The organism is Phormidesmis priestleyi ULC007, assembly GCF_001895925.1.
GTDB lineage: Bacteria > Cyanobacteriota > Cyanobacteriia > Leptolyngbyales > Leptolyngbyaceae > Phormidesmis_A > Phormidesmis_A priestleyi_A.
Window position 1 is genome coordinate 92,050 of the sequence record NZ_MPPI01000010.1, and the last position, 20,969, is coordinate 113,018.

At 49.0% G+C, this 20,969-nt stretch carries 19 protein-coding genes; 11 read left to right on the plus strand and 8 right to left on the minus strand.

Annotated elements, in window-relative coordinates; all coding sequences use genetic code 11:
• Window positions 1-10: 10 nt before the first annotated feature.
• The 4 genes from BRW63_RS10995 to BRW63_RS11010 all read right to left on the minus strand — a co-directional run bounded on the left by BRW63_RS10995 (window position 11) and on the right by BRW63_RS11010 (window position 5,243).
• Window positions 11-2,716 carry a methyl-accepting chemotaxis protein gene (locus tag BRW63_RS10995; protein WP_073071078.1) on the minus strand — a complete coding sequence of 902 codons (2,706 nt, stop codon included), beginning with the start codon at window positions 2,714-2,716 and terminating at the stop codon, window positions 11-13.
• Window positions 2,717-2,934: 218 nt separating this feature from the next.
• Window positions 2,935-3,468 carry a chemotaxis protein CheW gene (locus tag BRW63_RS11000; protein ID WP_073071080.1) on the minus strand — a complete coding sequence of 178 codons (534 nt, stop codon included), beginning with the start codon at window positions 3,466-3,468 and terminating at the stop codon, window positions 2,935-2,937.
• An 11-nt stretch (window positions 3,469-3,479) separates the two neighbouring features.
• The gene (locus BRW63_RS11005) at window positions 3,480-3,845 is read right to left on the minus strand and encodes a response regulator transcription factor (protein ID WP_073071081.1); all 366 of its coding nucleotides are present in this window, start codon (window positions 3,843-3,845) and stop codon (window positions 3,480-3,482) included.
• A 126-nt stretch (window positions 3,846-3,971) separates the two neighbouring features.
• On the minus strand, window positions 3,972-5,243 hold the full coding sequence (locus tag BRW63_RS11010) for a response regulator (protein WP_073071083.1): 1,272 nt from the start codon (window positions 5,241-5,243) through the stop codon (window positions 3,972-3,974).
• Between the two features lie 663 nt (window positions 5,244-5,906).
• On the opposite strand from BRW63_RS11010, the gene hmpF reads away from it, so the two are divergent.
• Both hmpF and psb27 read left to right on the plus strand, forming a co-directional pair.
• Window positions 5,907-7,655 (plus strand): pilus motility taxis protein HmpF, encoded by a 1,749-nt coding sequence (hmpF, locus tag BRW63_RS11015; protein WP_073071084.1) that lies wholly within the window; start codon window positions 5,907-5,909, stop codon window positions 7,653-7,655.
• Between the two features lie 117 nt (window positions 7,656-7,772).
• Window positions 7,773-8,174, plus strand: coding sequence for a photosystem II protein Psb27 (gene psb27, locus BRW63_RS11020; protein WP_073071086.1), 402 nt, complete (start codon window positions 7,773-7,775; stop codon window positions 8,172-8,174).
• Between the two features lie 76 nt (window positions 8,175-8,250).
• Here psb27 and BRW63_RS11025 read toward each other — a convergent pair whose 3' ends face one another.
• Window positions 8,251-9,276, minus strand: coding sequence for an adenosine deaminase (locus tag BRW63_RS11025; protein ID WP_073071225.1), 1,026 nt, complete (start codon window positions 9,274-9,276; stop codon window positions 8,251-8,253).
• Between the two features lie 249 nt (window positions 9,277-9,525).
• On the opposite strand from BRW63_RS11025, the gene ccsB reads away from it, so the two are divergent.
• Genes ccsB through BRW63_RS11045 form a run of 4 tightly spaced genes read left to right on the plus strand, consistent with a single transcriptional unit; the run spans window position 9,526 to window position 14,064 of the window.
• Window positions 9,526-10,518, plus strand: a complete 993-nt coding sequence (gene ccsB, locus BRW63_RS11030; protein WP_073071088.1) for a c-type cytochrome biogenesis protein CcsB — start codon at window positions 9,526-9,528, stop codon at window positions 10,516-10,518.
• Between the two features lie 32 nt (window positions 10,519-10,550).
• Window positions 10,551-10,910 carry a KGK domain-containing protein gene (locus BRW63_RS11035; RefSeq protein ID WP_073071090.1) on the plus strand — a complete coding sequence of 120 codons (360 nt, stop codon included), beginning with the start codon at window positions 10,551-10,553 and terminating at the stop codon, window positions 10,908-10,910.
• A 7-nt stretch (window positions 10,911-10,917) separates the two neighbouring features.
• Window positions 10,918-11,907 (plus strand): tRNA lysidine(34) synthetase TilS, encoded by a 990-nt coding sequence (gene tilS / locus BRW63_RS11040; RefSeq protein ID WP_073071091.1) that lies wholly within the window; start codon window positions 10,918-10,920, stop codon window positions 11,905-11,907.
• Between the two features lie 54 nt (window positions 11,908-11,961).
• Window positions 11,962-14,064, plus strand: a complete 2,103-nt coding sequence (locus tag BRW63_RS11045; RefSeq protein WP_073071093.1) for a GAF domain-containing sensor histidine kinase — start codon at window positions 11,962-11,964, stop codon at window positions 14,062-14,064.
• Between the two features lie 28 nt (window positions 14,065-14,092).
• On the opposite strand, the gene BRW63_RS11050 is transcribed toward BRW63_RS11045, so the two are convergent.
• Window positions 14,093-14,998: a class I SAM-dependent methyltransferase gene (locus tag BRW63_RS11050; RefSeq protein ID WP_073071094.1), complete on the minus strand. Its 906-nt coding sequence runs from the start codon at window positions 14,996-14,998 to the stop codon at window positions 14,093-14,095.
• 344 nt (window positions 14,999-15,342) lie between these two features.
• Here BRW63_RS11050 and mutL point away from each other — a divergent pair, with 344 nt between their 5' ends.
• Entirely contained in the window at window positions 15,343-17,037 is a 1,695-nt protein-coding gene (mutL, locus tag BRW63_RS11055; RefSeq protein WP_073071096.1) for a DNA mismatch repair endonuclease MutL, read from the plus strand.
• Window positions 17,038-17,155: 118 nt separating this feature from the next.
• Here the strand turns inward: mutL and BRW63_RS28870 are convergent, their stop codons facing one another.
• Window positions 17,156-17,497 carry a hypothetical protein gene (locus BRW63_RS28870; RefSeq protein ID WP_181314376.1) on the minus strand — a complete coding sequence of 114 codons (342 nt, stop codon included), beginning with the start codon at window positions 17,495-17,497 and terminating at the stop codon, window positions 17,156-17,158.
• 642 nt (window positions 17,498-18,139) lie between these two features.
• On the opposite strand from BRW63_RS28870, the gene BRW63_RS11065 reads away from it, so the two are divergent.
• From BRW63_RS11065 to BRW63_RS11075, 3 genes are all read left to right on the plus strand, one after another.
• A complete protein-coding gene (locus tag BRW63_RS11065; protein WP_083582856.1) occupies window positions 18,140-18,709 on the plus strand; it encodes an SH3 domain-containing protein in 570 nt (189 codons plus the stop codon).
• A 152-nt stretch (window positions 18,710-18,861) separates the two neighbouring features.
• Complete coding sequence (gene clpS / locus BRW63_RS11070; RefSeq protein ID WP_073071229.1) at window positions 18,862-19,188, plus strand: ATP-dependent Clp protease adapter ClpS; 327 nt, start codon at window positions 18,862-18,864, stop codon at window positions 19,186-19,188.
• A 41-nt stretch (window positions 19,189-19,229) separates the two neighbouring features.
• Window positions 19,230-19,520 (plus strand): DUF2103 domain-containing protein, encoded by a 291-nt coding sequence (locus BRW63_RS11075; RefSeq protein ID WP_073071099.1) that lies wholly within the window; start codon window positions 19,230-19,232, stop codon window positions 19,518-19,520.
• 18 nt (window positions 19,521-19,538) lie between these two features.
• Here the strand turns inward: BRW63_RS11075 and BRW63_RS11080 are convergent, their stop codons facing one another.
• Complete coding sequence (locus BRW63_RS11080) at window positions 19,539-19,859, minus strand: hypothetical protein (protein WP_073071101.1); 321 nt, start codon at window positions 19,857-19,859, stop codon at window positions 19,539-19,541.
• A gap of 134 nt (window positions 19,860-19,993) precedes the next feature.
• On the opposite strand from BRW63_RS11080, the gene BRW63_RS11085 reads away from it, so the two are divergent.
• A complete protein-coding gene (locus BRW63_RS11085; protein ID WP_073071103.1) occupies window positions 19,994-20,911 on the plus strand; it encodes a histone deacetylase family protein in 918 nt (305 codons plus the stop codon).
• The last annotated feature ends 58 nt before the right edge of the window (window positions 20,912-20,969 follow it).

Sequence of the window (20,969 nt, forward strand, 5' to 3'; positions counted from 1 at the left end):
GTGATTTGCGCTACTTTCGCTCGATCGTGTCTACGCGGAACCGCTCCACAGAGGTCAAAAGATCTCGTGCAACGCCCACCAGATTTTGCAGCGAACCCGACACTCGCTGCGCCTCTTGCGAGGTTTCTTGAGCCGTCAGTTCGACCGATTGCATGACTTGAGCCACAGCGCGAGACGTTTCCGTCTGTTCGACCGTATCGGCAGTAATCGAAGTCACCAAGGTGTTGATGCGAGTTGACACCTGAATGATGTCTTCTAGCGATCGCTTTGCCTGCTCTGCGAGTCGAGTGCCTTCGATCACCTGCTGGGTGCCCTCTTCCATCGCGGTCATCACCGAGCCAGTCTCACTCTGAATTTGCAGCACAATTTGCTCGATTTCTTTCGACGCTTTTGCGGCTCGGTCTGCCAATTGGCGAACTTCATCGGCCACGATCGCAAAGCCTCGTCCCGCTTCTCCTGCCCGTGCCGCCTCAATACTAGCGTTCAAAGCAAGCAAGTTAGTCCGAGAGGCAATCTGAGAAATCAGCGCCACGATCTTAGAAATCTCTTGAGAAGACTCAGCCAGACGCTTCACTTTACGAGTGGTTTCAGCCACCGTTTCGCGAATTTCTAAAATACCTGCCACGGTGCGTTCTACGGCTTCGCCGCCTTTGAGAGCTGTTGCCGACGCAGACCGCGCAACTTCTTCCGCCTCACGAGCGCTTTCGGCTACCCGTTGAATCGAGTCAGTCATCACCTGAACTGAGTTGAGCGTGACCGCCAGTTCTTCTGCCTGTCGCAATGCATCTGAAGACAAGCTTCGGGCAAACATTTCGTTCTCGGTCGAACCTTTGCTGACTTGACGGGCGGCTGTCTTCACCTGCTGCACAATCTCTCGCAGGTTTTGAATCGTCAGGTTAAAGGAGTCTGCAACCGCACCGAGCACGTCTGCTGTCACCTCTGCCTGCACCGTTAAGTCGCCTCTCGCAGCCCCTTCCACGTCATCAAGGAGGCGAATCACCTGACGCTGTAAGTCTTCTTTGGCTTGCTCTTGCTCTTCTGCTTTGCGCTGGGCTTCGCTGGTTGTGGTTAAAATCACTCGCGCCATCTGATTAAACCCACTCGACAACTGACCTAGCTCATCTTCTGAGTAAACCGTTGTGCGAGCGTTCAAGTTTCCTTGACATACAGCATCAAATTGGGCTTGTAAATCATCTGTAGAGCGCTTCATCTGCTTTGCGGTGATTTGCCCAACCGCAAACGCTGCGCCTCCTCCACAGACTCCCCCTGCTAAAGCCATTAATAGCCCAGTGTTTCGCAGTTGAGCAACCACGGTCGGATTGTTCTGCTGGGCGGCACTATTGGCTGAGAGAAAACTGACTACTGCTACTGCCACGGCTGAGACAATTCCTGCCGCCCCTGCCACGATCAATTGCTTGGTAGCCATGGGGCGGTTGTCGATAAAGGCTAAGGGGCCTTGCTCAACGGTGGGAGTCGGATCGATCGGCTGGCTATCCAACTGAGTAAAGCTGGGAACTTGCTCAGAGGTATTGGAGATGCTGAACAGTTCATCTTCGCGGATGGTAGAGCGATCGTCCTCGTCAAAATTCATCCCGGCGCTGTTTTGAGCGATCGGCATCCCGTTTGTAGATAGCCCAAAATCACTGCCCACTGAAGGACTGGTAAATCCAGCCGAGTCTTCTGACAAGTCAAAGTCAGAGAGATTGCCGAGATCGTCAAAATCTTCAAAATCATCTAGGAAATCGACACTGCTCTGATTTCCGGCTGGGTTTGCAGCACTCGGACTTGGCTCGGCGTGAGAACCGCTATAAAGTGAATCGATCCGATGAGGAGCGGCGGGCGCGTCAGATGTTGACTCAGCCGATTCATAAAGGTCAGGGCTTCCCATAAAGAGCGTGTCTTCACTCATCACCCGGTTGTTGAAGCCTGAACGATGGGGAGGGTCTTCACGGGGATGGTCGGCTGCCGCTGGTTCAGGAAACGACGGGAACGGAGATTCATCCGTCTGATCGGCAAAATCTGGGCTAGAGAACACGCTATCAAATTCGTCCATTGCCGCCGGGAAGTCATGATCTAGGCGAGTATCCGCTAGAGATGATTCGGGGTTAGTGCCGAACGCAAATTGATCACTTGACTCGCTACGGGCGCTGGGGTCAAAAGCATCTTGGTCAGTTAGCGCGAACGGATCGTCAGCAAAGGTATTGCTTTGATTAGGTGCCCTTCCATTGTCGGGACGGTTAAAAGCACTGCTAGATGATTCATTGCTCGGAGAGGGCGGGAATTCGGGCATATCCAAATCCATTTCATCCAGCACAAAATCATTATTTAGGAAGTCGGCATCTGTCTGCTGCTGAGTCACCGAAGCGCGATTTGCGGCATCAAAATCATCAAACGCCCCAATTTCTTCTTCACTCTCAGAAGAACCATTGGCTGACTCACCTGCAAACTGGTTGGCGTAGGTCAGACCACTGGTGGCATAATCGACAAACTCGGTGTCAGAAGTGAGATTGAGAACGGTTTGATATTGCTCTTGAGCCACGTCATATTGCTGAAGCCCATAGCAATAGATGTGCCCCCGCAGAAGTCGAGCGCTGGGGTCTTGGGGGTATTCATTGACTAAGCGATCGACAATTTTCGCCGCTTCTTCATACTTGCCCTGCATATAGGCTCTTTCAGCCTGTTGATAGTCTTGGGCAAAGTCAGTCCCGCGTGCCATGTGCCTTCTCCTGCAAGTGCTTGGTTGCCGTTGTTCTCGAAGTTCTGCTCTTAAAATTGAGTTTGATCGGGGGCAAACTTAGAAAAAAGCGAGCAGTCGATGTAAAGTGAAAATAATACACCTGATAGTAATTAATGCTGGTTAAAGGATGCAAAAGTTGTCTTTAATCGCTCCGTTGCATTGATTGTACCGATAGTGATCGGTTTTGGCTCATTAGATCATGCTGCCCACCTTGCTGATCGTAAAATCGCGATCTGGTCGAGCAGTCGCAAAAATTGGCTGTCTTGACCATTTAACACCCACTCACCTCGCAGAAAAGGCGCGACGCTATCGGGCGCGGCGGTTGACATTTGCACCTGGTCAATGTCTAGCCACTCCATGCCGACAATGCGATCGACTGCCAACCCTAACATGATGTCTTGGTCTTCGACGGCGATCACAGAAATTTCAGGACGGTCTGTGTTGAGCGGAACGGGATCTCCCAAAAATTGACCCAGGTCTGCAACCCAAACCACTCGCCCTCGCACATTGAGCGTGCCCAACAGCAGAGGTGACACATTGGGGACGGGAGTAATGCGATCGGGCGATGGCGCAAGCACCTCTCGAATGCCAGTTGCGGGCAGAGCAAACTCGCTGCCTGAAGAGATATAAAACCGCAGATGCAACTCACCTTCAGGGCTTTCCAATTCCTGAAACTCAGAGGCTTGATCGTCGTATCCTCTACCCGTTAAAAAGTCTGGCTTCCCTACCATTGGCTCTACCCCTAACCTCGCAATAGTTGTTTAACCGTGCCCACTAACTCAGTTGGCTGAAACGGTTTTGCTATATAAGCATCTGCCCCCTGCTTCATGCCCCAATAGCGATCAAATTCTTCGCCTTTAGAAGAACACATCACAACCGGAACCTTCTGCGTTTTGGGGTCTGCTTTGAGTCGTCGGCAAACCTCGTAGCCATTCATTCGGGGCATCACGATATCCAGCACAACCAGGTCAGGACAATGCCCTTGGATCTGCTCTAAAGCTTCGACCCCATCGGTTGCAATGGTGACGGTTAACCCACTTCCTTTCAGCAGATCCGTAATCATTTCCCGTTGAGTGACGCTGTCTTCCACGACTAGAACTGTACTCATAACCCCTTACCTGTTTGCCGGATTGACCGATGACGGGTGAAATCCACCGTTGCTTACCTTAAACTATGTAATCACTAAAGTACCCCAATCCCTGAAAGAATCAGCTTCTCGCCAAAAATAAGCCGATTAAGTCAAATTGATTTCTAATCCTTCTTCAAGGGCATCTGATAAGAGTTGATCGGCTTTGGGCTGATTGGGGTGTCCTAAACCGACGTACTTTTCTAGCAACATTAATAACTCACTTTCTCCAAATGGTTTGGTTAAATAGTCGGTGGCTCCCACCATGCGCGCTCTGACGCGATCGGTAAAGCCATCTTTGCCAGTCAACATGACGATCGGGGTTTGACGAAACGCCGTTGATTTGCGAAGCATGGCACAGATTTCATAGCCATCTAACTCCGGCATAGCAATGTCACAAAGAATCAGATCTGGCTTGAGTTGGAATACCAAACTGAGAGCTTTGAGCGGATTATCGATCGCCGTCACTTCATAGCCATGCTGGTTGAGAATATATTCTACGGTTTTGCGAATCGTGGCACCATCATCAATGCAAACGATTCTAGGAGTCTTAGTGGCCTGCCAAAAATCAAGATTAGGACGAGCTTTTGACCCACTCTTGTCGTCAAAGTTAGGATGAGCCAAGTGTAGCCATCCGCGTGTGACGTAAGGATAGATTGCCCTGGCAACGGTGACAATATCGCGATTCAGATAACGAGCGATTTGTCGCAGCGAAGTTTTGCCATCGGCATAGCGATCGAGCGTGCTGAACGTGGTTTCTGGCAGGGCATTCTCTAATAAAGCTCGACTCGCGATCGTGGGGCATTGATCGGGTGAGTAAAGGTGAGGATGAAACTGCTTCCACTCTTGCACCTGCTTAATTGTCTTCGTCACCAGGGGAGCCGTCTCCAACGTCATGAGCTGAGGGGCTAAAGGGCTGCCAATCTCAAAGATAAAAGACCCCTGATGCAAACTCAGGAGGTCAAACAAAGTCTCGTGAATCATGCTTTGAATCACGCTCCGCCCTTGAGCGGGTGTCAAACTGTGGTTCTCCATCAACGCCCACAAATAGCCATATTCTGGGGCATTAAACGCTGCGATCGACGAAGACGAGATCGCATCAATGGCGGTTTCTGCTTGATAACGGCGCAGATAATCTCGCAGTCTCAGCAAGCTAACATCGGTTTCCCCGGCATAGACGATTTGACCGTTGAGAAAGAAGGCAAACCACGACTGACCACTCAACGATCGGGTGCTGCGGAGGTCGATCGAAGATGCACCATTCGGGGGTGGTAATGGCGAAGCGGGATAGGCTTCAACAAATAGCTCACCCGTCCGCTGACCGAGTTCGATCAGTTGCAGGATGCTACGAATGTCAATCTCACTCAGTTGTCCTTGCATTCAAGTTAATCTGTCTCCTCATGTGATCGGGTGTTCCGATATTAATTTTGCCCCTGGTTTTCATCAGAAGAAAAGTTTTTACCGCTTTCTAGAATGGTAGATCTACTGTTTACGCTGCGGTTGCTCACGATAGATCTCCTGCATGAACTCGGACAGCCCTCCTCACGCGCAGTGGGGCGAAACCCTCGCCAACCCTTCTCCTTGGGGAGGGGGTGAGGGGGAGGGTGAAGTATTTGTGCAGGAAGTCTAATAACCATCTCAGCAAAAAAATTGCGAAAGTACTATATCTATTAGGTCATTAGAAATCACAACATTACTGCAACTCCCATATTTTGATCTAAATTCATGAAGAGATCTACGAATTTGATCTGAAATTTCTTTACACCAATCAGTAACGGCAATGCTAGATTATGAGCAATGAATTGCCCTGCGCGATCGCAGAATGCTGTGTAGTATGGTTTGAGAAGCGAGTGACTTCAAATTTTAGAAATGAAACTTTTCCTAATAAGTCCCCAGTTAGACCAATGCAATTAAAAAGCCTTCATACTAGATTTGACGACTGCTGAAACTTAATCAGTTTGGCTGACTTATGAAGAGAAGCTCAGACCATTCGGGCGAATTAAGTCTTAGGATTGGGCATAGACACAGAAGAGGACTATCAGTGTGCTGTATCTAGCGGAAGTCATACAAAAGAAGGGCGGAATTATCGGCGGCGGTAAGTCTGAACTCAAATTGCTTGCCTGTCAACGATCTGAGCAAAGTTGGAGCGCAGCCAGCGACGAAGCTATTCAGTCAGACGAGGCGGGTCGGTTTAGCCCTGGGACTTTATTGCTGGTTGACCTGACGGCAAATCGGCAGGTGCAGCGCATTCAGGAAGCTGGACGACCGTTGGTCAGCATTCTGCAAAACTTCTCTCGCCTCCAGGAAAAGTTTAAAAATCAGGAAGACGAGATCGAGCAGTGGAAGCAGTCTCTCACTTACCAGAGTCAAGAGTTAAATCGGCGCGAAATGGAGATGGAGACTCGACGAGAGCAACTCCAGCAATTAGAGGAAGACTTTGAGCAATTAGAGCAGCAGCGTCAGCAGGTCGAGACAACTCGCGATGAAGTTTTGCGTCAACAGGCAGAGCTAGAGCGAAATCGTCAAGAGCTAGAAGGCGCTTGGGATCAGCTCCAAGGGCAGAAACGTCAAGTAGACGAGCGGCAGTCTGAACTGCAACAAGCCTCTGTTTTGGATGATCAGCAAGCCCAAACCATTCAAGCGCTCTTGAGTCGGCTGTCTAGCTCACACTTCTCGCCCGAATCGATGCAGGAGCAAGTGAATCAAGCATCTGAATTAGCCAATCAGCATCAGGCGATTCTTAGCCAGCATTGGCAAAATTTAGACCAGCAGCGGCAGACCTCACAGCAGACTCAAGAAGAGATCGATCGTCAATCTCAAGATCTCGATCGGCGCTGGCAAGAGTGGCACCAGGCACAAGAAGCTCTAGAGCAAGCAAGAGCCGAAGTTAAGCTTCAGCAAACCGTTCTTCAGGCGAAACAAGACTACGCTCAGATGTTGGGGCTGCAAATTCAGCATCATGACGACCTGCGCCAACAGCTTGAACGACTTGCGGAAGGAATAGAGGCAAGCGTCAGTTCTGTCAATGTCGAAGCGTTGGAGAAGTTGCCCTTAGATGATCTCCAGAGAGCGATTCAAGAGTTTGAGCGTGACTTTGAGATGTCTTCTAGGTTTGTCAACGGGCAAGAAGAAGAGTTGGAGTCTAAGCAGAAAGAGCTTGAGGAACTGAAAGCCAAAATTCAGCAGTCTGGAGAGTCCGATCGGAACGCCTTAGAATCTGAACTCGCCGACGAGCAAGACGCATATCAATTTCTCAATCAGACTTTGGTAGGTCAGCGCCGCAGTCTGAAAGAAAAAGAAGGCGTTTTGCGTCAGCATCGTTCTGTGTTGGCACGGCGAGAGGGGAGAAGCGACCCAGGCGCAGAAGGTGGCGGCACCAATTTGAACCAAGTGTTGACGCAGATCGACTCACTCCGACAGCAACAAGCAGAAGAGTTGCAAAAGATTGAGAGTGAGCTTGAGCAAATTCGCAACCGCATCCAAGAAACTCAAGAGATGGTACGCGATCGATCAAGTGAGCAAGAAGCCAAACGCAACGAGCTGAAACAACTCGAAGAAACGCTGAAATCTCAAAGAGTTACCACTGCCCAACTCACAGGTAAAGTCAGCCTTTATCAAGAAGTGCTGCAACCTATTCAAGACACGGTGGATGGTTTGCGCCATCAGCTTGAAGCAATGCAGGGGACGATCGCGCAAGTCAACGAGGCAAAAAATGATCAGAGTGGAGCGATCTCTGAAATGCAGCAAATCGTCGCCGATTTGATAAGCAAGCCTGAGTTTGCAACGACTTAGAACCGTGGATTAAATAATATCGGCGTAAGGGCAACTCAGCTTCTGGGAGGATGATCCCCTCGTCCCCAATCACGATAGGATGATAAAACTATAAATTTTCATCACCGCCAACTGCTTATGAAGCGCTTTTTGTCTCGCATACTGGCTCTGGTGTTAGTGGTCGCGATCGGGCTTACAGGTTGCTCTTCTGACTCCACGACTGGACTCACCGGAAACTACCGTGAAGATACGCTAGGAGTCATCGGTAGTCTGCGATCAGCTCTGGAACTTCCCGCCGACTCTCCTGATAAGGTTGCAGTCCGAGCAGAAGCCCGCAAAAACATTAATGACTTTGCCTCTCGCTATCAGCGTGATCCGGCGATTCTCAAGCTAAATTCATTCACCACGATGCGGACAGCGCTCAACTCACTTGCAGGGCACTACAGTTCTTACCCTAACCGTCCAGTGCCTGAAAAGCTAAAGACTCGCTTAGAGCAAGAGTTTAAACAGGTTGAGGTTTCCCTAAAACGGGGAGTTTAATTACCGGATTTTGAAGACTGAGTTCTGGATCTAGAGGTGGGTTGCCCGTCTCACGATTCAGAACTCATTTTTTTGACTAAATTGCTCCGACCTCTGTTTTGAGCAAACTCGTCAACATTGAGGCAGGACGCTGGGCATAATTCCAGGCAAAGGCGTGGCGAAACGCAGCATCTTGACAAGCTTGTAGCTCCTCAAAGCCGATGATGTCGTGTGTGAGCAGACTTTCATACTCAAAGGGCAGACGGACATTATGCAACCCAGCATTGTCAGTGCAGATGGCGATATCGACACCCGCGTCAAAGCAGCGATCGAACACCTGCTTTAATTGCCGAATGTCTTTCATCGTTCCCGTTTTCAAATAAGTCGTCGGACACACTTCTAAACACTGTCCTCGTCGAGCCACCTCTTTTAGTAAATGGGGCTGAAGTAATGGAATCTGGATGCCGTGCCCAATTCGCATCAGGTAGGGCAACAGTTCTGGATAGCAGCCTTCAGTCGTTTCGTAAACGTGTCCCGTGGTTTTGAGGTTGAGCGATCGCGCATAAACATACAACTCGACAAATTCATCGAGCCGCTCTGCATAGTGAGCATCACCGCCTGCGACATCGATCGCGCAAACATAGTCTGACTGAGCCGCTAACGCCACGATCGCTCGATTCACCTCATAGGGCAAGCGAGAATGCATACAGAGAATTTGGCTGCTGACGATCGGGTATTCTTTGACCCGACTCGCTTCGCCTACAATTTGGACAATTTCAGCCATTTGATCAATTCGCTGAGACTGGCTTAGTTGAGCATCGGTTCTCAAAAAGGGCGTGTAGCGTAATTCTAGATAAGCTAGATTCTCAAAAATGTAAGCCCCGCGCATCAAGCGATAGATGAAATAAGGCAGCGTCTCAGCCGTCTGCACGCTCTCAACTAGGGTATGGAGTTCTAAATACTCGTCTAGCGTGTCACGAGGTCGAGTGTAAAAGTCTTCAAATTCAGAGTAGTCAGGAAATCGAGCGGATAAATCTGACTCACTCCGATGTAAATATCGCCACAGCACTCTGGGAACTACCGACCCCCCCAGATGACGATGTAATTCAGCATATAAAGCCACGAGCACCTCTTTTGATCTGATGATGTTTCCCTATTCTGACGTGTGTCAAAAAAGTTGTCTGGCTCTGGGCGAACCTAAATCAAAAGAAAACCTAAAGAGGTTAAGCCGTTTCGCTGATGAGAAAGGGTTTTGTGGCTGCTGGAAGTTACCCCGTCAATTCGTCACTCATCTCCCTCTACAATGGATCTAATAGCAGATATTACACTGCCACGACTAGAGACGTAGCTCAGACGAGAGGAGAAACCCTGCATGGATTTGGTCGCGCTTCAAGGCGTATTAGATAATTTTTCGTTTGCCGTCCTATTTGCCACGATGCTGATTTATTGGACAGGCGCAGCATTTCCTCAGATTCCCTACTTGCCTGCGTTAGGCACGGCAGGCATGACGATCGCCAATCTTTGCATTGCCACGCTTTTAGGAGCGCGTTGGTTAGAGGCGGGTTACTTTCCTCTCAGCAATCTCTACGAGTCGCTATTTTTTCTAGTTTGGGGCATCACGACGATTCACCTCCTAGCTGAAACGATGAGCGGTAGCCGACTAGTGGGCGTTGCCACTGCTCCCGTTGCGATGGCGATTACGGCGTTTGCAGCGCTAACCTTGCCGGATGGAATGCAAGCGTCTGCGCCGCTGGTTCCAGCGCTCAAGTCTAATTGGTTAATGATGCACGTCAGCGTCATGATGTTGAGTTATGCCACGTTGATGGTGGGCGCTTTGTTAGCGATCGCGTTTCTAGTCGTGACTCGCGGTCAAAACGTCGAACTTAAAGGTAGCTCTGTCGGCACGGGTGCTTATCGCGATAAAGCTTATCGTCTCAATCGGGCGAGTGGATCAGGCGATCAGTTGACGAACGTTGCTATGCAGAGTGGTGGCACAGCAGTGCTTGAGCCTGTTACGATCGAGGCAACGCTATCTCCTCAACGTCTGAGCTTGGCTGACACGTTAGATAACATTAGCTATCGAGTCATCGGTTTAGGGTTTCCGCTGCTGACGATCGGCATTATCGCGGGTGCAGTTTGGGCCAATGAAGCTTGGGGTTCTTACTGGAGTTGGGACCCTAAAGAAACGTGGGCGATGATTACCTGGCTCGTGTTTGCCGCTTACCTGCATTCTCGAATTACCAAAGGTTGGCAGGGCCGCCGTCCAGCAATTCTCGCGGCGGTCGGGTTTGTAGTGGTTTGGGTCTGTTATCTTGGCGTTAACCTCCTGGGTAAAGGACTGCACAGCTACGGCTGGTTCCTCTAATTTAATCTCAGACTTTCACGATAGAACCCAACATGGATAACGGTTATACCCCTTTAAGAGATGACGAAGTGCTGTTTGCCGATCGCGGTCGAGTGCTGATGTCAAACCCGACCTTTAAAGTCAGTGAGTTTCTCGATGCTCTGGCTGAAACGATCCATGAGCAAGAAGATAACTGGTCAGAAGAAAGTGAAGACTGGTTTAGTGATGGGCTGGCGTGTGAAGCACTGCGCTTTGGCACGGGCGGCTGGCAGCGTGGCAAAGTCAGAATTCGCTTAGAGTTTATTCCTGACAAGGAAATTGGCAGATTGCCAGAGCGATCGTCAGCACCCGGAAGACTTCGTACCAAGCCCGTTGACAATCTCTACGAAGATTTAGACGAAGGCAAATATTAAGCCGCCCATGAGTCGCAATTGGACACCGCTCCACGATCGACTTCACCGCACTCTCAAAGAACGAAACTTATTAGAGAAGGGTGAGCGTCTGTTAGTGGCGGTGTCTGGAGGGCAAGATTCTCTCTGTTTGGTCAAACTGTTGCTGGACTTGCAGCCGAAGTGGAACTGGCAGATCGCGATCGTCCACTGTGATCATCGTTGGCGGTCTGACTCTCAGCAAAATGCAGAGTTTGTAGCAAAACTGGCTAACGCTTGGCAAGTCTCGTTTTATCTAGAAATTGCCAATCAAATTCCTGCAAGCGAAGCTGATGCGCGACAGTGGCGCTATGACTGTTTCCAAAAGATTGCCGAATTAGATGACTACAAAACGATCGTCACGGGTCATACGGCGAGCGATCGGGCTGAAACGCTGCTCTACAATCTGATTCGAGGCAGCGGAGCCGACGGACTTCAAGCACTTGTCTGGAAGCGATCGCTCCTCCCAACGCTCAATCTGGTTCGTCCTCTTTTAGAGATCACTCGCGCTGAAACTGCCCAGTTTTGTCAAGCGTCGGATCTTCAGATTTGGGAAGACACGACTAACCAAGATTTAACCTACGCCCGCAATCGGATTCGTCAAGAACTGCTTCCCTACTTGCAAACTCACTTCAATCCGCAAGCCGAGCAGAACCTGGCACAAACCGCCGAGCTTCTAACCGCAGAAGTTGAGTATCTCGAAAAAATCGCATCTGAACTGAGAGAAAGCGCAACGAGTGTCGATCGTCTGGCATTAAATAGATCGAAGCTCCGATCGATTCACCTCGCATTGCAACGTCGCGTCATTCGTCAATTTCTTCAACAAGCGCTGACGGTTAGTCCCAACTTTGAGCAGATCGAGAAGATGACAGCTCTGATCAATGCGCCCAATCGATCGCGCACTGATCCATTTCCCGGAGGCGCGATCGCTGAAGTTGAGGGCGATTGGATTCGGCTCAAAACCCCGTCGCCGCAAATGTGAATTTTAGAGGTGACTCTGAGCATACTTTCTAGTAGCGATTCAGAAAAACCTGCAATGAGCCTTGAGACGACCCAAGAGAATGCGACTAGTCCCGAACCAGAGAAATTATTACGCCGCCTGACCCATCGCATCCGTCGATCGCTAGAGCTAGAAGACATTCTTAAAGCAACAGTGATCGAAGTCGGTGAATTTTTGAGCAGCGATCGTGTGGCGGTTTATCAATTTCATGCGGACAACAGTGGTCAGGTAATCGCCGAATCGATTCGGGACGATCTCTTACCGTCTTTGCTAGGCGCAAACTTTCCAGACGAAGAAATTTCGACCGAAGCGCGAGAATTGATGGTGGAGTCGCAGGTCAGGTCGATCGTCAATGTCGCCTCTGGGCAAAGTGGGCAAAGCCGCTTACTGAATGACGAGACTGGGTTTGAGCCGATTCAATATTGCCCCGCAGAACCCGATCATCTCAGTCAGTTGTGCGAGATGGGCGTGCAGTCGTCACTAGTTTTACCGATCCTAAATCAAGATCAGCTTTGGGGCTTGTGGGTCTGTCACCACTGTGAGCCGCATCAAATTTCAGAGCATGAGCTGCAAACGGTGCAGTCCGTTGTCGATCAGGTGTCGATCGCGATCAGGCAATCTGTTCTCAAGCATCAAGTTCGTGAACTGGCAAATCGAGAAGCGGCCATTCATCGCATTTCTAGTTTGCTGCATTCTCTGTCTACGATCGAGCTTCAAGGTGCTTTAGAAGAAACCGTTGCCACGCTGCAAGGATCAGGCGGCAGACTGTGGATTCAAGCCGAACCCGTAGACTTGCAGAACCCGTCCGTTCTGAAAAACTCTAATGTACCGAGTAACTATATTCGGCTTTACACCTGTGGCATTCAGCCTCACTTTTCAGACCAGCCTCCTTATCATTTGATTGAGCAATGCAGCGTTTGGCAAAAGCACCTTAAATCGGGAGAGGCTCAAATTTGGGCGATCGACGATTTTTATCAAGAGTCCGATTTTCAAGACGTGCAATCTGCCTTTAGCGCTACGTCGGTGCGAGGCATTTTAATGATGCCGCTCTGGTATCGCCACCACCTGCTGGGATATCTGAGCATTTTTCGTAATGAAGCAATGCCTCAACAGGCTCACAGGTGGCTGTCTGAAGACATTGAGTTAGCTCACGCATTGGGCAAACAGTTTGCAACTGCCATTCAGCAACACGAAATGCATCAGCAGTTACACATTCTCAATGCCAGTCTAGAAGCCCAAGTGATTGAGCGCACAGCCCAACTGCAACAGGCAACCGAGCAACTCTCTCAGGCGTTTTACGATTTGCGTAAGACTCAGAGCCAGTTAATTCAAACCGAGAAGATGTCGAGTTTGGGTGAGCTAGTCGCGGGTGTTGCTCACGAAATCAACAATCCGGTCAACTTTATCTATGGCAACCTCAACCATGTGAGTGAATATGCCTACGACCTGCTCACCTTGGTGAAAACCTATCAAGCTTGTTACCCCAACCCGATCGCTAAAGTAGTTGAACAGGCAGAAGAGATTGATATTGACTTTCTCACCCAAGACTTGCCGAAAACCCTCGCTTCGATGAAAGTAGGAGCCGATCGGATTCGTCAAATCGTGCTGTCGCTGAGAAATTTCTCTCGCCTCGATCAATCGGAGATGAAGCCGAGCAACCTTCATGAAGGACTCGACAGCACCTTATTGATTTTGCAACATCGCCTCAAATCAAAGTCAGACCTGTTTGGCATTGAGTTAGTCAAAAACTATGGCGATCTCCCGATCGTAGAGTGCTATGCGGGGCAACTCAATCAAGTGTTTATGAATGTGATCAGTAATGCGATCGATGCATTAGAAGAACACCTGAATACTCAAACACCCACGATCTCGATTCGGACTGAGCGGCTAGGAAACGATCGGGTCGTGATTTGCATTAGCGATAACGGGCCCGGAATTCCTAAAGACGTGCAAGATAAAATGTTTGAAACGTTCTTCACTACCAAGCCGATCGGCAGGGGCACGGGCATGGGACTCTCGATCAGCCACGAAATCGTCGTCGAGAAACATGGCGGCGTGTTTAAGTGCAACTCTCAGCCCGGACACGGCACAGAATTTTGGATTGAGATCCCAATTGATTCAAAGCAGCCGACTCTATAGAGGCATCCTGAACGAATGTCTCTAGCCTCTAAGCATCTAAAACTCCTGCACTATAAGCATTAAAGCTATAGGCAAGCGCGGCTTTTTGAGCCGTTGATGGTTTCAGACTGCGATTAATTCCATTCGCCAGCGGCACTTTAAACCCACCCAGTTCTTCGGGCAAAAGCACGTAATGCGAATTTGGCTCAACAACAAGCTTTGAGCACTTCTTTGCAATGCCTGCATTTTCGAGCAGAGACTCTACTTCTTCTAAAGTCTGCTGATTTAAGTAGATCGAGTTTGCCCTAAAAGGAAAGACTTTTCTAGAGAGATTTCGCAAAATATGACCGGGGCAATTGCGATTGTGGAAAGAATTATTAAACACAAATGCTCCACCCGGCTTAAGAACACGAGCAACCTCTAACAGTAATGCTTCAACTTTTTCTTGCTCAATATGCATCAATACTGCATTAGAAATAATCAAGTCTGCCGAATTATCTGCTAACGGCAAAGTCTCTGCTGAGTTGCAAATTAAATTGAACGTTGCAGATGGATAAAAATTATAAGCCTGTTTGAAATAAAGCAGTCGGCGGAGCAGAGGCTCTGAAATATCAATTCCATAATATTGAGCGCAGGAAAGATTCTTTTCTTTTGAAAGATTGATTGACGTTCTGCCATAACCACAGCCGATTTCAAGAATCGTTTCAAAATGACGATCGTGAGGAAATCGATTCCAGAGACCGCCAATTTTTCCGGTGATTTGCTGATAGTCGATCGTCTTTAAAACATCCTGACTGAGTTCTTCGGCTTTCTGAGTTTGATAATAGATCGACCCAATTTTGTCCCACAACTGCTTTTGTTCAGCAGCGCTCAAAAGCTCATAATCTTTAGGAAAAAAGATGCCATCGTATTGTTGAAAATTTTCCTGTAGTCGGGAGTTGATTGAGATAGACACTATAGATAGCTCCGGGGTTTAAGATAGATCACGAATCTCTGAAAAGTGGTTTATCGACGATCAGAGTTTGGTCTTATGAGGATGTTTGAAAAGTCGTCGTTCATCGCATTCACCTGCCCTGCACTGAAGTCCGGGCTAACCGTGCGAAGTCCGTTTCAGTAGATTTGCCTAGAGCTTGCTAACTTTGTCCTTGCTAGAAAAACTTTCTCAGTATTAACTCTCGTCTACTTTTGTAGCAAATTTTCTGTTGATTAGAACAATCGACATGAATTTTAGCGTTTTGTTAAAGCGCGATCGCGATTCAAAAAGCTCAATTGCTTTAATCCCTTCGATACACTAGAGAAATGGGGTTTAACATTCAGCCATTGCCCACCGAAGTCGTGCATCTAATTGCGGCTGGAGAAGTGATCGACTCTCTGGCAGCCGTGGTGCGAGAATTGGTGGAAAATTCGATCGACGCTGGGGCAACTCGCATTACTGTTTCTCTCTGGGCTGACCAGTGGCGAGTGCGCGTGGCCGACAACGGCGCAGGCATGGATTTAGACACGCTGAAGCAAGCCGCCTTACCCCACACCACGAGCAAAATTCACGATCGCCAAGATCTTTGGAATATTCGCAGTCTCGGTTTTCGGGGCGAGGCGCTCCACAGTCTGTCACAGCTATCGCAATTAGAGATTCTCAGCCGCTCCGCTACCGCAACTCAAGGCTGGCGACTGCTTTATAACGCTGAAGGAGAGTCAATTCAGGTCGAGACAGCGGCGATCGCACCCGGTACGATCGTCACGGTTGATCACCTGTTTGGCAATTGGTCAGCCCGTCGCCAGGGTTTGCCCGCGATCGCGCAGCAGATTCGATCCGTTCAGTCCATGATTCAGCAGATTGCGCTCAGTCATCCTCACGTGACCTGGCAAGTGCAGCAAAACGATCGAGAATGGTTTAACGTTTGGGCTGGCGAAACTGCTCGAAAAATCTTGCCCCAGATTCTAAGAGGGGTGCAGATCGGAGATTTGCAAGAAACTACGTTAGAAGTCCCTACTCCTGAAGAAACGGATTCCTCATCGTCGGTTTATGTGCTTTTGGGACTGCCCGATCGCTGTCATCGACACCGCCCAGACTGGGTGCGAGTGGCGATCAATGGTCGATTTGTAGACATCCCAGAGTTAGAACAAACCATTTTGGGAGCGTTTCGGAAGACTCTGCCGAGAGAACGCCATCCGGTCTGCGTCGTGCATCTTCAGGTGCCGCCCGCGCACATTGACTGGAACCGTCACCCCGCAAAAGCTGAGATTTATTTGCATCACCTGAGTCACTGGCAATTGCACGTTACCCAAGCCATTGAGCAAACCTTACGCCTCAAGCCTGAGTCGCTGTCTGAAAACCTCTACTCAGAGCGAGTCGGCAATCTGCTTAAAACGGCTGAGTCAGAAGGCGGCTACACCGTCAATCGAGAAATTCAGCCAGTTCAGCCCGAAGCAAGTACACCCGCTTCTTTGTCTTTAGTGCGGGCGATCGCCCAAGTTCACAATCGCTATATCTTGGCAGAACACCCGGCAGGAATGTGGTTAGTTGAGCAACATATCGCCCATGAGCGAGTGCTTTATGAGCAAGTGTGCGATCGCTGGCAGTTAGCGCCATTAGAGCCTGCAATCATTCTCAATCACTTATCAACGGCTCAACTTGAACAGCTAGAACGCTTAGGGCTAGACGTAGAACCTTTTGGTGAACAACTTTGGGCCATTCGGACTGTGCCTGCAATGCTGGTCGATCGAGACGATTGCGCCGAAGCTTTGATAGAACTGAGCCTGGGAGGTGATTTGCAATCTGCCCAGGTTGCCACCGCTTGCCGCAGCGCCATTCGCAACGGAACGCCTTTGAGCCTGACTGAGATGCAAACCCTATTGGATCAGTGGCAGCAAACTCGCAATCCGCGCACCTGTCCTCACGGGCGACCGATTCACCTATCTTTAGAAGAAACATCACTGGCACGCTTCTTTCGTCGCCATTGGGTGATTGGCAAAAGTCATGGACTCGAGAAATAACTAATTCGCGAAGGTTAATTGCTGATTGAGAGCTTAGTGAATGCACATTACCAAGGTTTTTCAGCCTAACGGCTCAAATCAGCGGTGGCAGTAACTCCTGCTACCTCAACAGCAGCTTTTAACCGTCCGCTGCATTCGATTTGTCAGCCTCTTCTTCCAAGGCATACCGCAGCATGCTGAGTTTTTGTGCAAGTTGACACGTATCTTCGATAATCTCCATAATCTCAGTGAAGTTTAAGGACGCGACGCTAGTAGACAAACCATCGTTGGTGAACCAGAGCAAATGTAACTGACCAGGTTGAAGCGAGGACGTTTCGAGGTGCTTAATCACGGAATATATACGATTTAAGCGCTCAAAAATACTTCCATCTCCTTTCTTAAAGAGTTCCGTAGCCGTTGCCTTTCTGAAAAAATCAAACGATTGGTAGCTACATGACAAAGCAGTTTCAAGGTACGACATAGCTAGGAAGTAGGTGGAGACGCTTCTTTCCCCTGTGATAAATTCTTCCAACTGCTCATGCGCTAGTTCATACTCGCGAAGGGCATGTTCTGCTCGGCGAATGACAGTGAATAGGAGCGGTTTTGGCTCGTCTGTGATTGGGCTACCAAAGATGGGGTTTAGTATACAATTCACGAGGCAGCACTGACACTGATCAAATTTTGGCGCAATTGAGCGAAGTCCGTGGGTCGTAAACTTGGAGAAATCCCGAGCAACGAATTTGTCAAGCGCTTAGTTGCTAAGTGGCATCTTCTTCCTCTGGCTACCATTTAATTAGCCTGACTTTTCCTGTGTGGTTCATCTAGTGATTCAGAAGATTAGGCTGATATCTTCGCTGTCTAACTCCCCGAAAACGCAAGTTGATCGCACCCCTTTCAGCATAAACATCAAAATTGGGTGGTTAGACTGACAGCTTGCAGTTTAAGCCTCGATCGAGCGACCCAATCCAACACGCTACCCAAATCACCCGTTTCTTCAAACTTAATCGACTCTACACAAAATTTGAAATGCTACATCTTTGGGATTCGGGTGTTTGCGTGGCATAATTTCATGCAGAAACAAAACGCGAAAACCCTTTTTTGATGGGAGTGAGGAGCTTAATCAATGATCAATATTCAAATGAAACGATTCAACCCTGCGATCGCCGGACTTGCCCTGATTGCCATGACCGGAGCAACAACCCCAGCGTTTGCTCAAACCCCAGCCGCCGCCCCGCCACTCAACGGGCAGTGCCGCGAAGCAAAAGTGTCTACCCCGATTTTTAGTCAACGATCGTCCACGAGTTCCACAGTTTCGCTCCTAGCTACGGCTCAAAGAGTCACGCTGGCAGAAAACGCGGTAACTGATGGATTCATCTTGGTGAGTACACCCAGCAAAGGCTTTGTTCAAGCGGTCAACCTCAGAGCCTGTTCGGGTCCGCCTCCTAATGACAAAGGACTGTGCCGCCGCGTAGTCCAGCCTCAAGGTTTAATTATTCGGCAAGGGCCAAACACTACCTCGGCGATCGTCGGTGGCGCAGACTTTAACAGCCAGGTTTTTGTGACGACAAACCCTGCAACGGCAAGGACTGCCTCAGATGGTCGCATTTGGGTGCAAATCGCTAGACCAGCGGCGGGTTGGGTTTCTAACGGCTTTCAAAACACTGCGGGCAGCAACTTGGTGTTTTGCCAATAGAAGGGTTTCTGAAACCTCTGTAAAAACCTGGATCTTCAGCGTGATCCAGGTTTCTTTTCGTCTGTTAGCATTCGTTAATCTCCGCTGTTTGCTGAGTGGAAATTGACCTAAAATTTAGTGCAGAGATTTGTCAAGCTTTTGGAAACTGTTTTATGACTAAAACCCTTTTAGAAGCGGTTAAGGCCGGAGTGGTTGGGTCAGTGGCTGCACCCGAAAAGACGAGTCAAACGGTGCGGAAGACCAGCCCCAACTATAAAGTGATCGTGTTAAATGATGATTTCAACACCTTTGAGCATGTGTCAGAATGCTTGATCAAATATATTCCTAATATGACGGGCGATCGGGCTTGGAAACTCACAAACCAAGTGCATTTTGACGGGCAGGCAACGGTGTGGGTCGGTCAATTAGAGCAAGCAGAGCTTTATCATATGCAGCTTGGCATGGAGGGACTGACGTTAGCCCCCTTAGAGACTGCTTGAACGATAAAATTAAGGAGGAAGGCTAAGGCTAAACTACAAGTATGGGAAATTCTAGCGGCAGGGTAGTGCTTAATCACTCCACTCACATTCCTGGCTTAATTTCCCGACTAGAGAAGTTGGTCAAACACGACGAAATCAGCACCATTACGCCTGGTGTAATCGCTTCTGTGCGATCGCATTCTCCCCATTTTAAGTTGAAAGTCTCGGTGCCGATTCGGGGCGGCTATAAGCTGATTGCTCGTCAAGGCAAAACCGTGCAAGAGGTGTTTATCTTGACGACGCTGGCACAAGATTTGTTAGAAGCGGCGATCGCTCAGGTGATCAAAAAATAGCGATCGCCCTGCTTAGAATTACTCCGTTTGTTTAGCCCGAACTGAAATTCGGTGAAGCGGTAAACTGAGCGCACAAGAAAAAGTCAACAAAAAGGAAAAGACCGCCGTAAACTTCAGGCTCAATGCGGCAATCTCCCAATCAGGTGAGATCGATTTTTGGGCAGCGATCGCCATGCAGTGCACAATCCAATAAGCAAACGTCATCGAAAACAGCACATGGTTTGTGTTATCGGGATCATCGCTCTCGTCTTGTTTACTATTAACTAGAATATAAAGACCTAACACGCTCGCAAAGTAAGAAAGGAGTTGTAAATGCTCGTGCCAAACCGGATGCGCCATGAGTGTTTTATCAGAATTTACATGTGCAGATCAGTCTAAAGGATGAGAGATCTACTTCTGAACAATTCTTACAAACGGCAATATTTGACACCATTTAGTTACAAAACTAAAGACATTTTGAAGTTAACGATTGAATGGATTTACCGCTGATCTATCACCCTGACTACGTTGCGCCATTGCCCAGGGATCATCGTTTCCCAATAGCAAAATTTAAGAAACTTTACGAGATGCTATTAGCAGACGGCGTGGCGGCGGCATCCCAGTTTTATTCTCCGGTGCGTCCTCCTCAAGAGCAGATCGAGTTAGTCCATGTGGCCGAGTATGTGCAGGCATATTGTGACGGCACGCTTGATCCAAAAGCTCAACGGCGCATTGGGTTGCCCTGGAGTCGGGCTTTGGTGAACCGCACTTGTATCGCGGTTGGCGGCACGATGCTCACTGCCGAGTTAGCACTTCAGCAAGGGTTGGCATGCAACACAGCAGGCGGCACTCATCATGCGTTTCCTAGCTATGGATCGGGGTTTTGTATTTTTAATGATTTGGCGATCGCGGCCCGTCACCTGCAAACCACAAAGCGAGTCGAGAAAATCTTGATCGTGGATTTAGATGTCCATCAGGGCGACGGCACTGCGTTTATTTTTCGTGAAGATGCTAATGTGTTCACGTTTTCAATGCATTGTGAGAGCAACTTTCCAGGCAGCAAGCAGCAGAGCGATCTCGATGTGCCGCTGGCTCAAGGCATGGAAGACGATGAATATCTGCAAACCCTAGCCACCTACCTGCCAGATTTGCTCACTCAAATCAAGCCGGATCTGGTGTTTTATGACGCAGGTGTTGACCCGCATATGTGCGATCGTCTAGGCAAACTCTCTCTCACTGATACTGGATTATTTCGTCGCGAGATGCAAGTTTTAACAACCTGTGTTTCGTTAGGCTATCCGATCGCTTGTGTGATTGGCGGCGGCTATGCCGATGACCTGGATGCTTTGGTCTATCGGCATTCGCTTTTGCATCGGGCAGCGAGTGACGTTTATCGTCAATATCGGCTCTAATTAAGGGTTCGTTGTGCTGCTAGATTGAGGGTGAAATGCGGTTGCTATCAATTCTGGG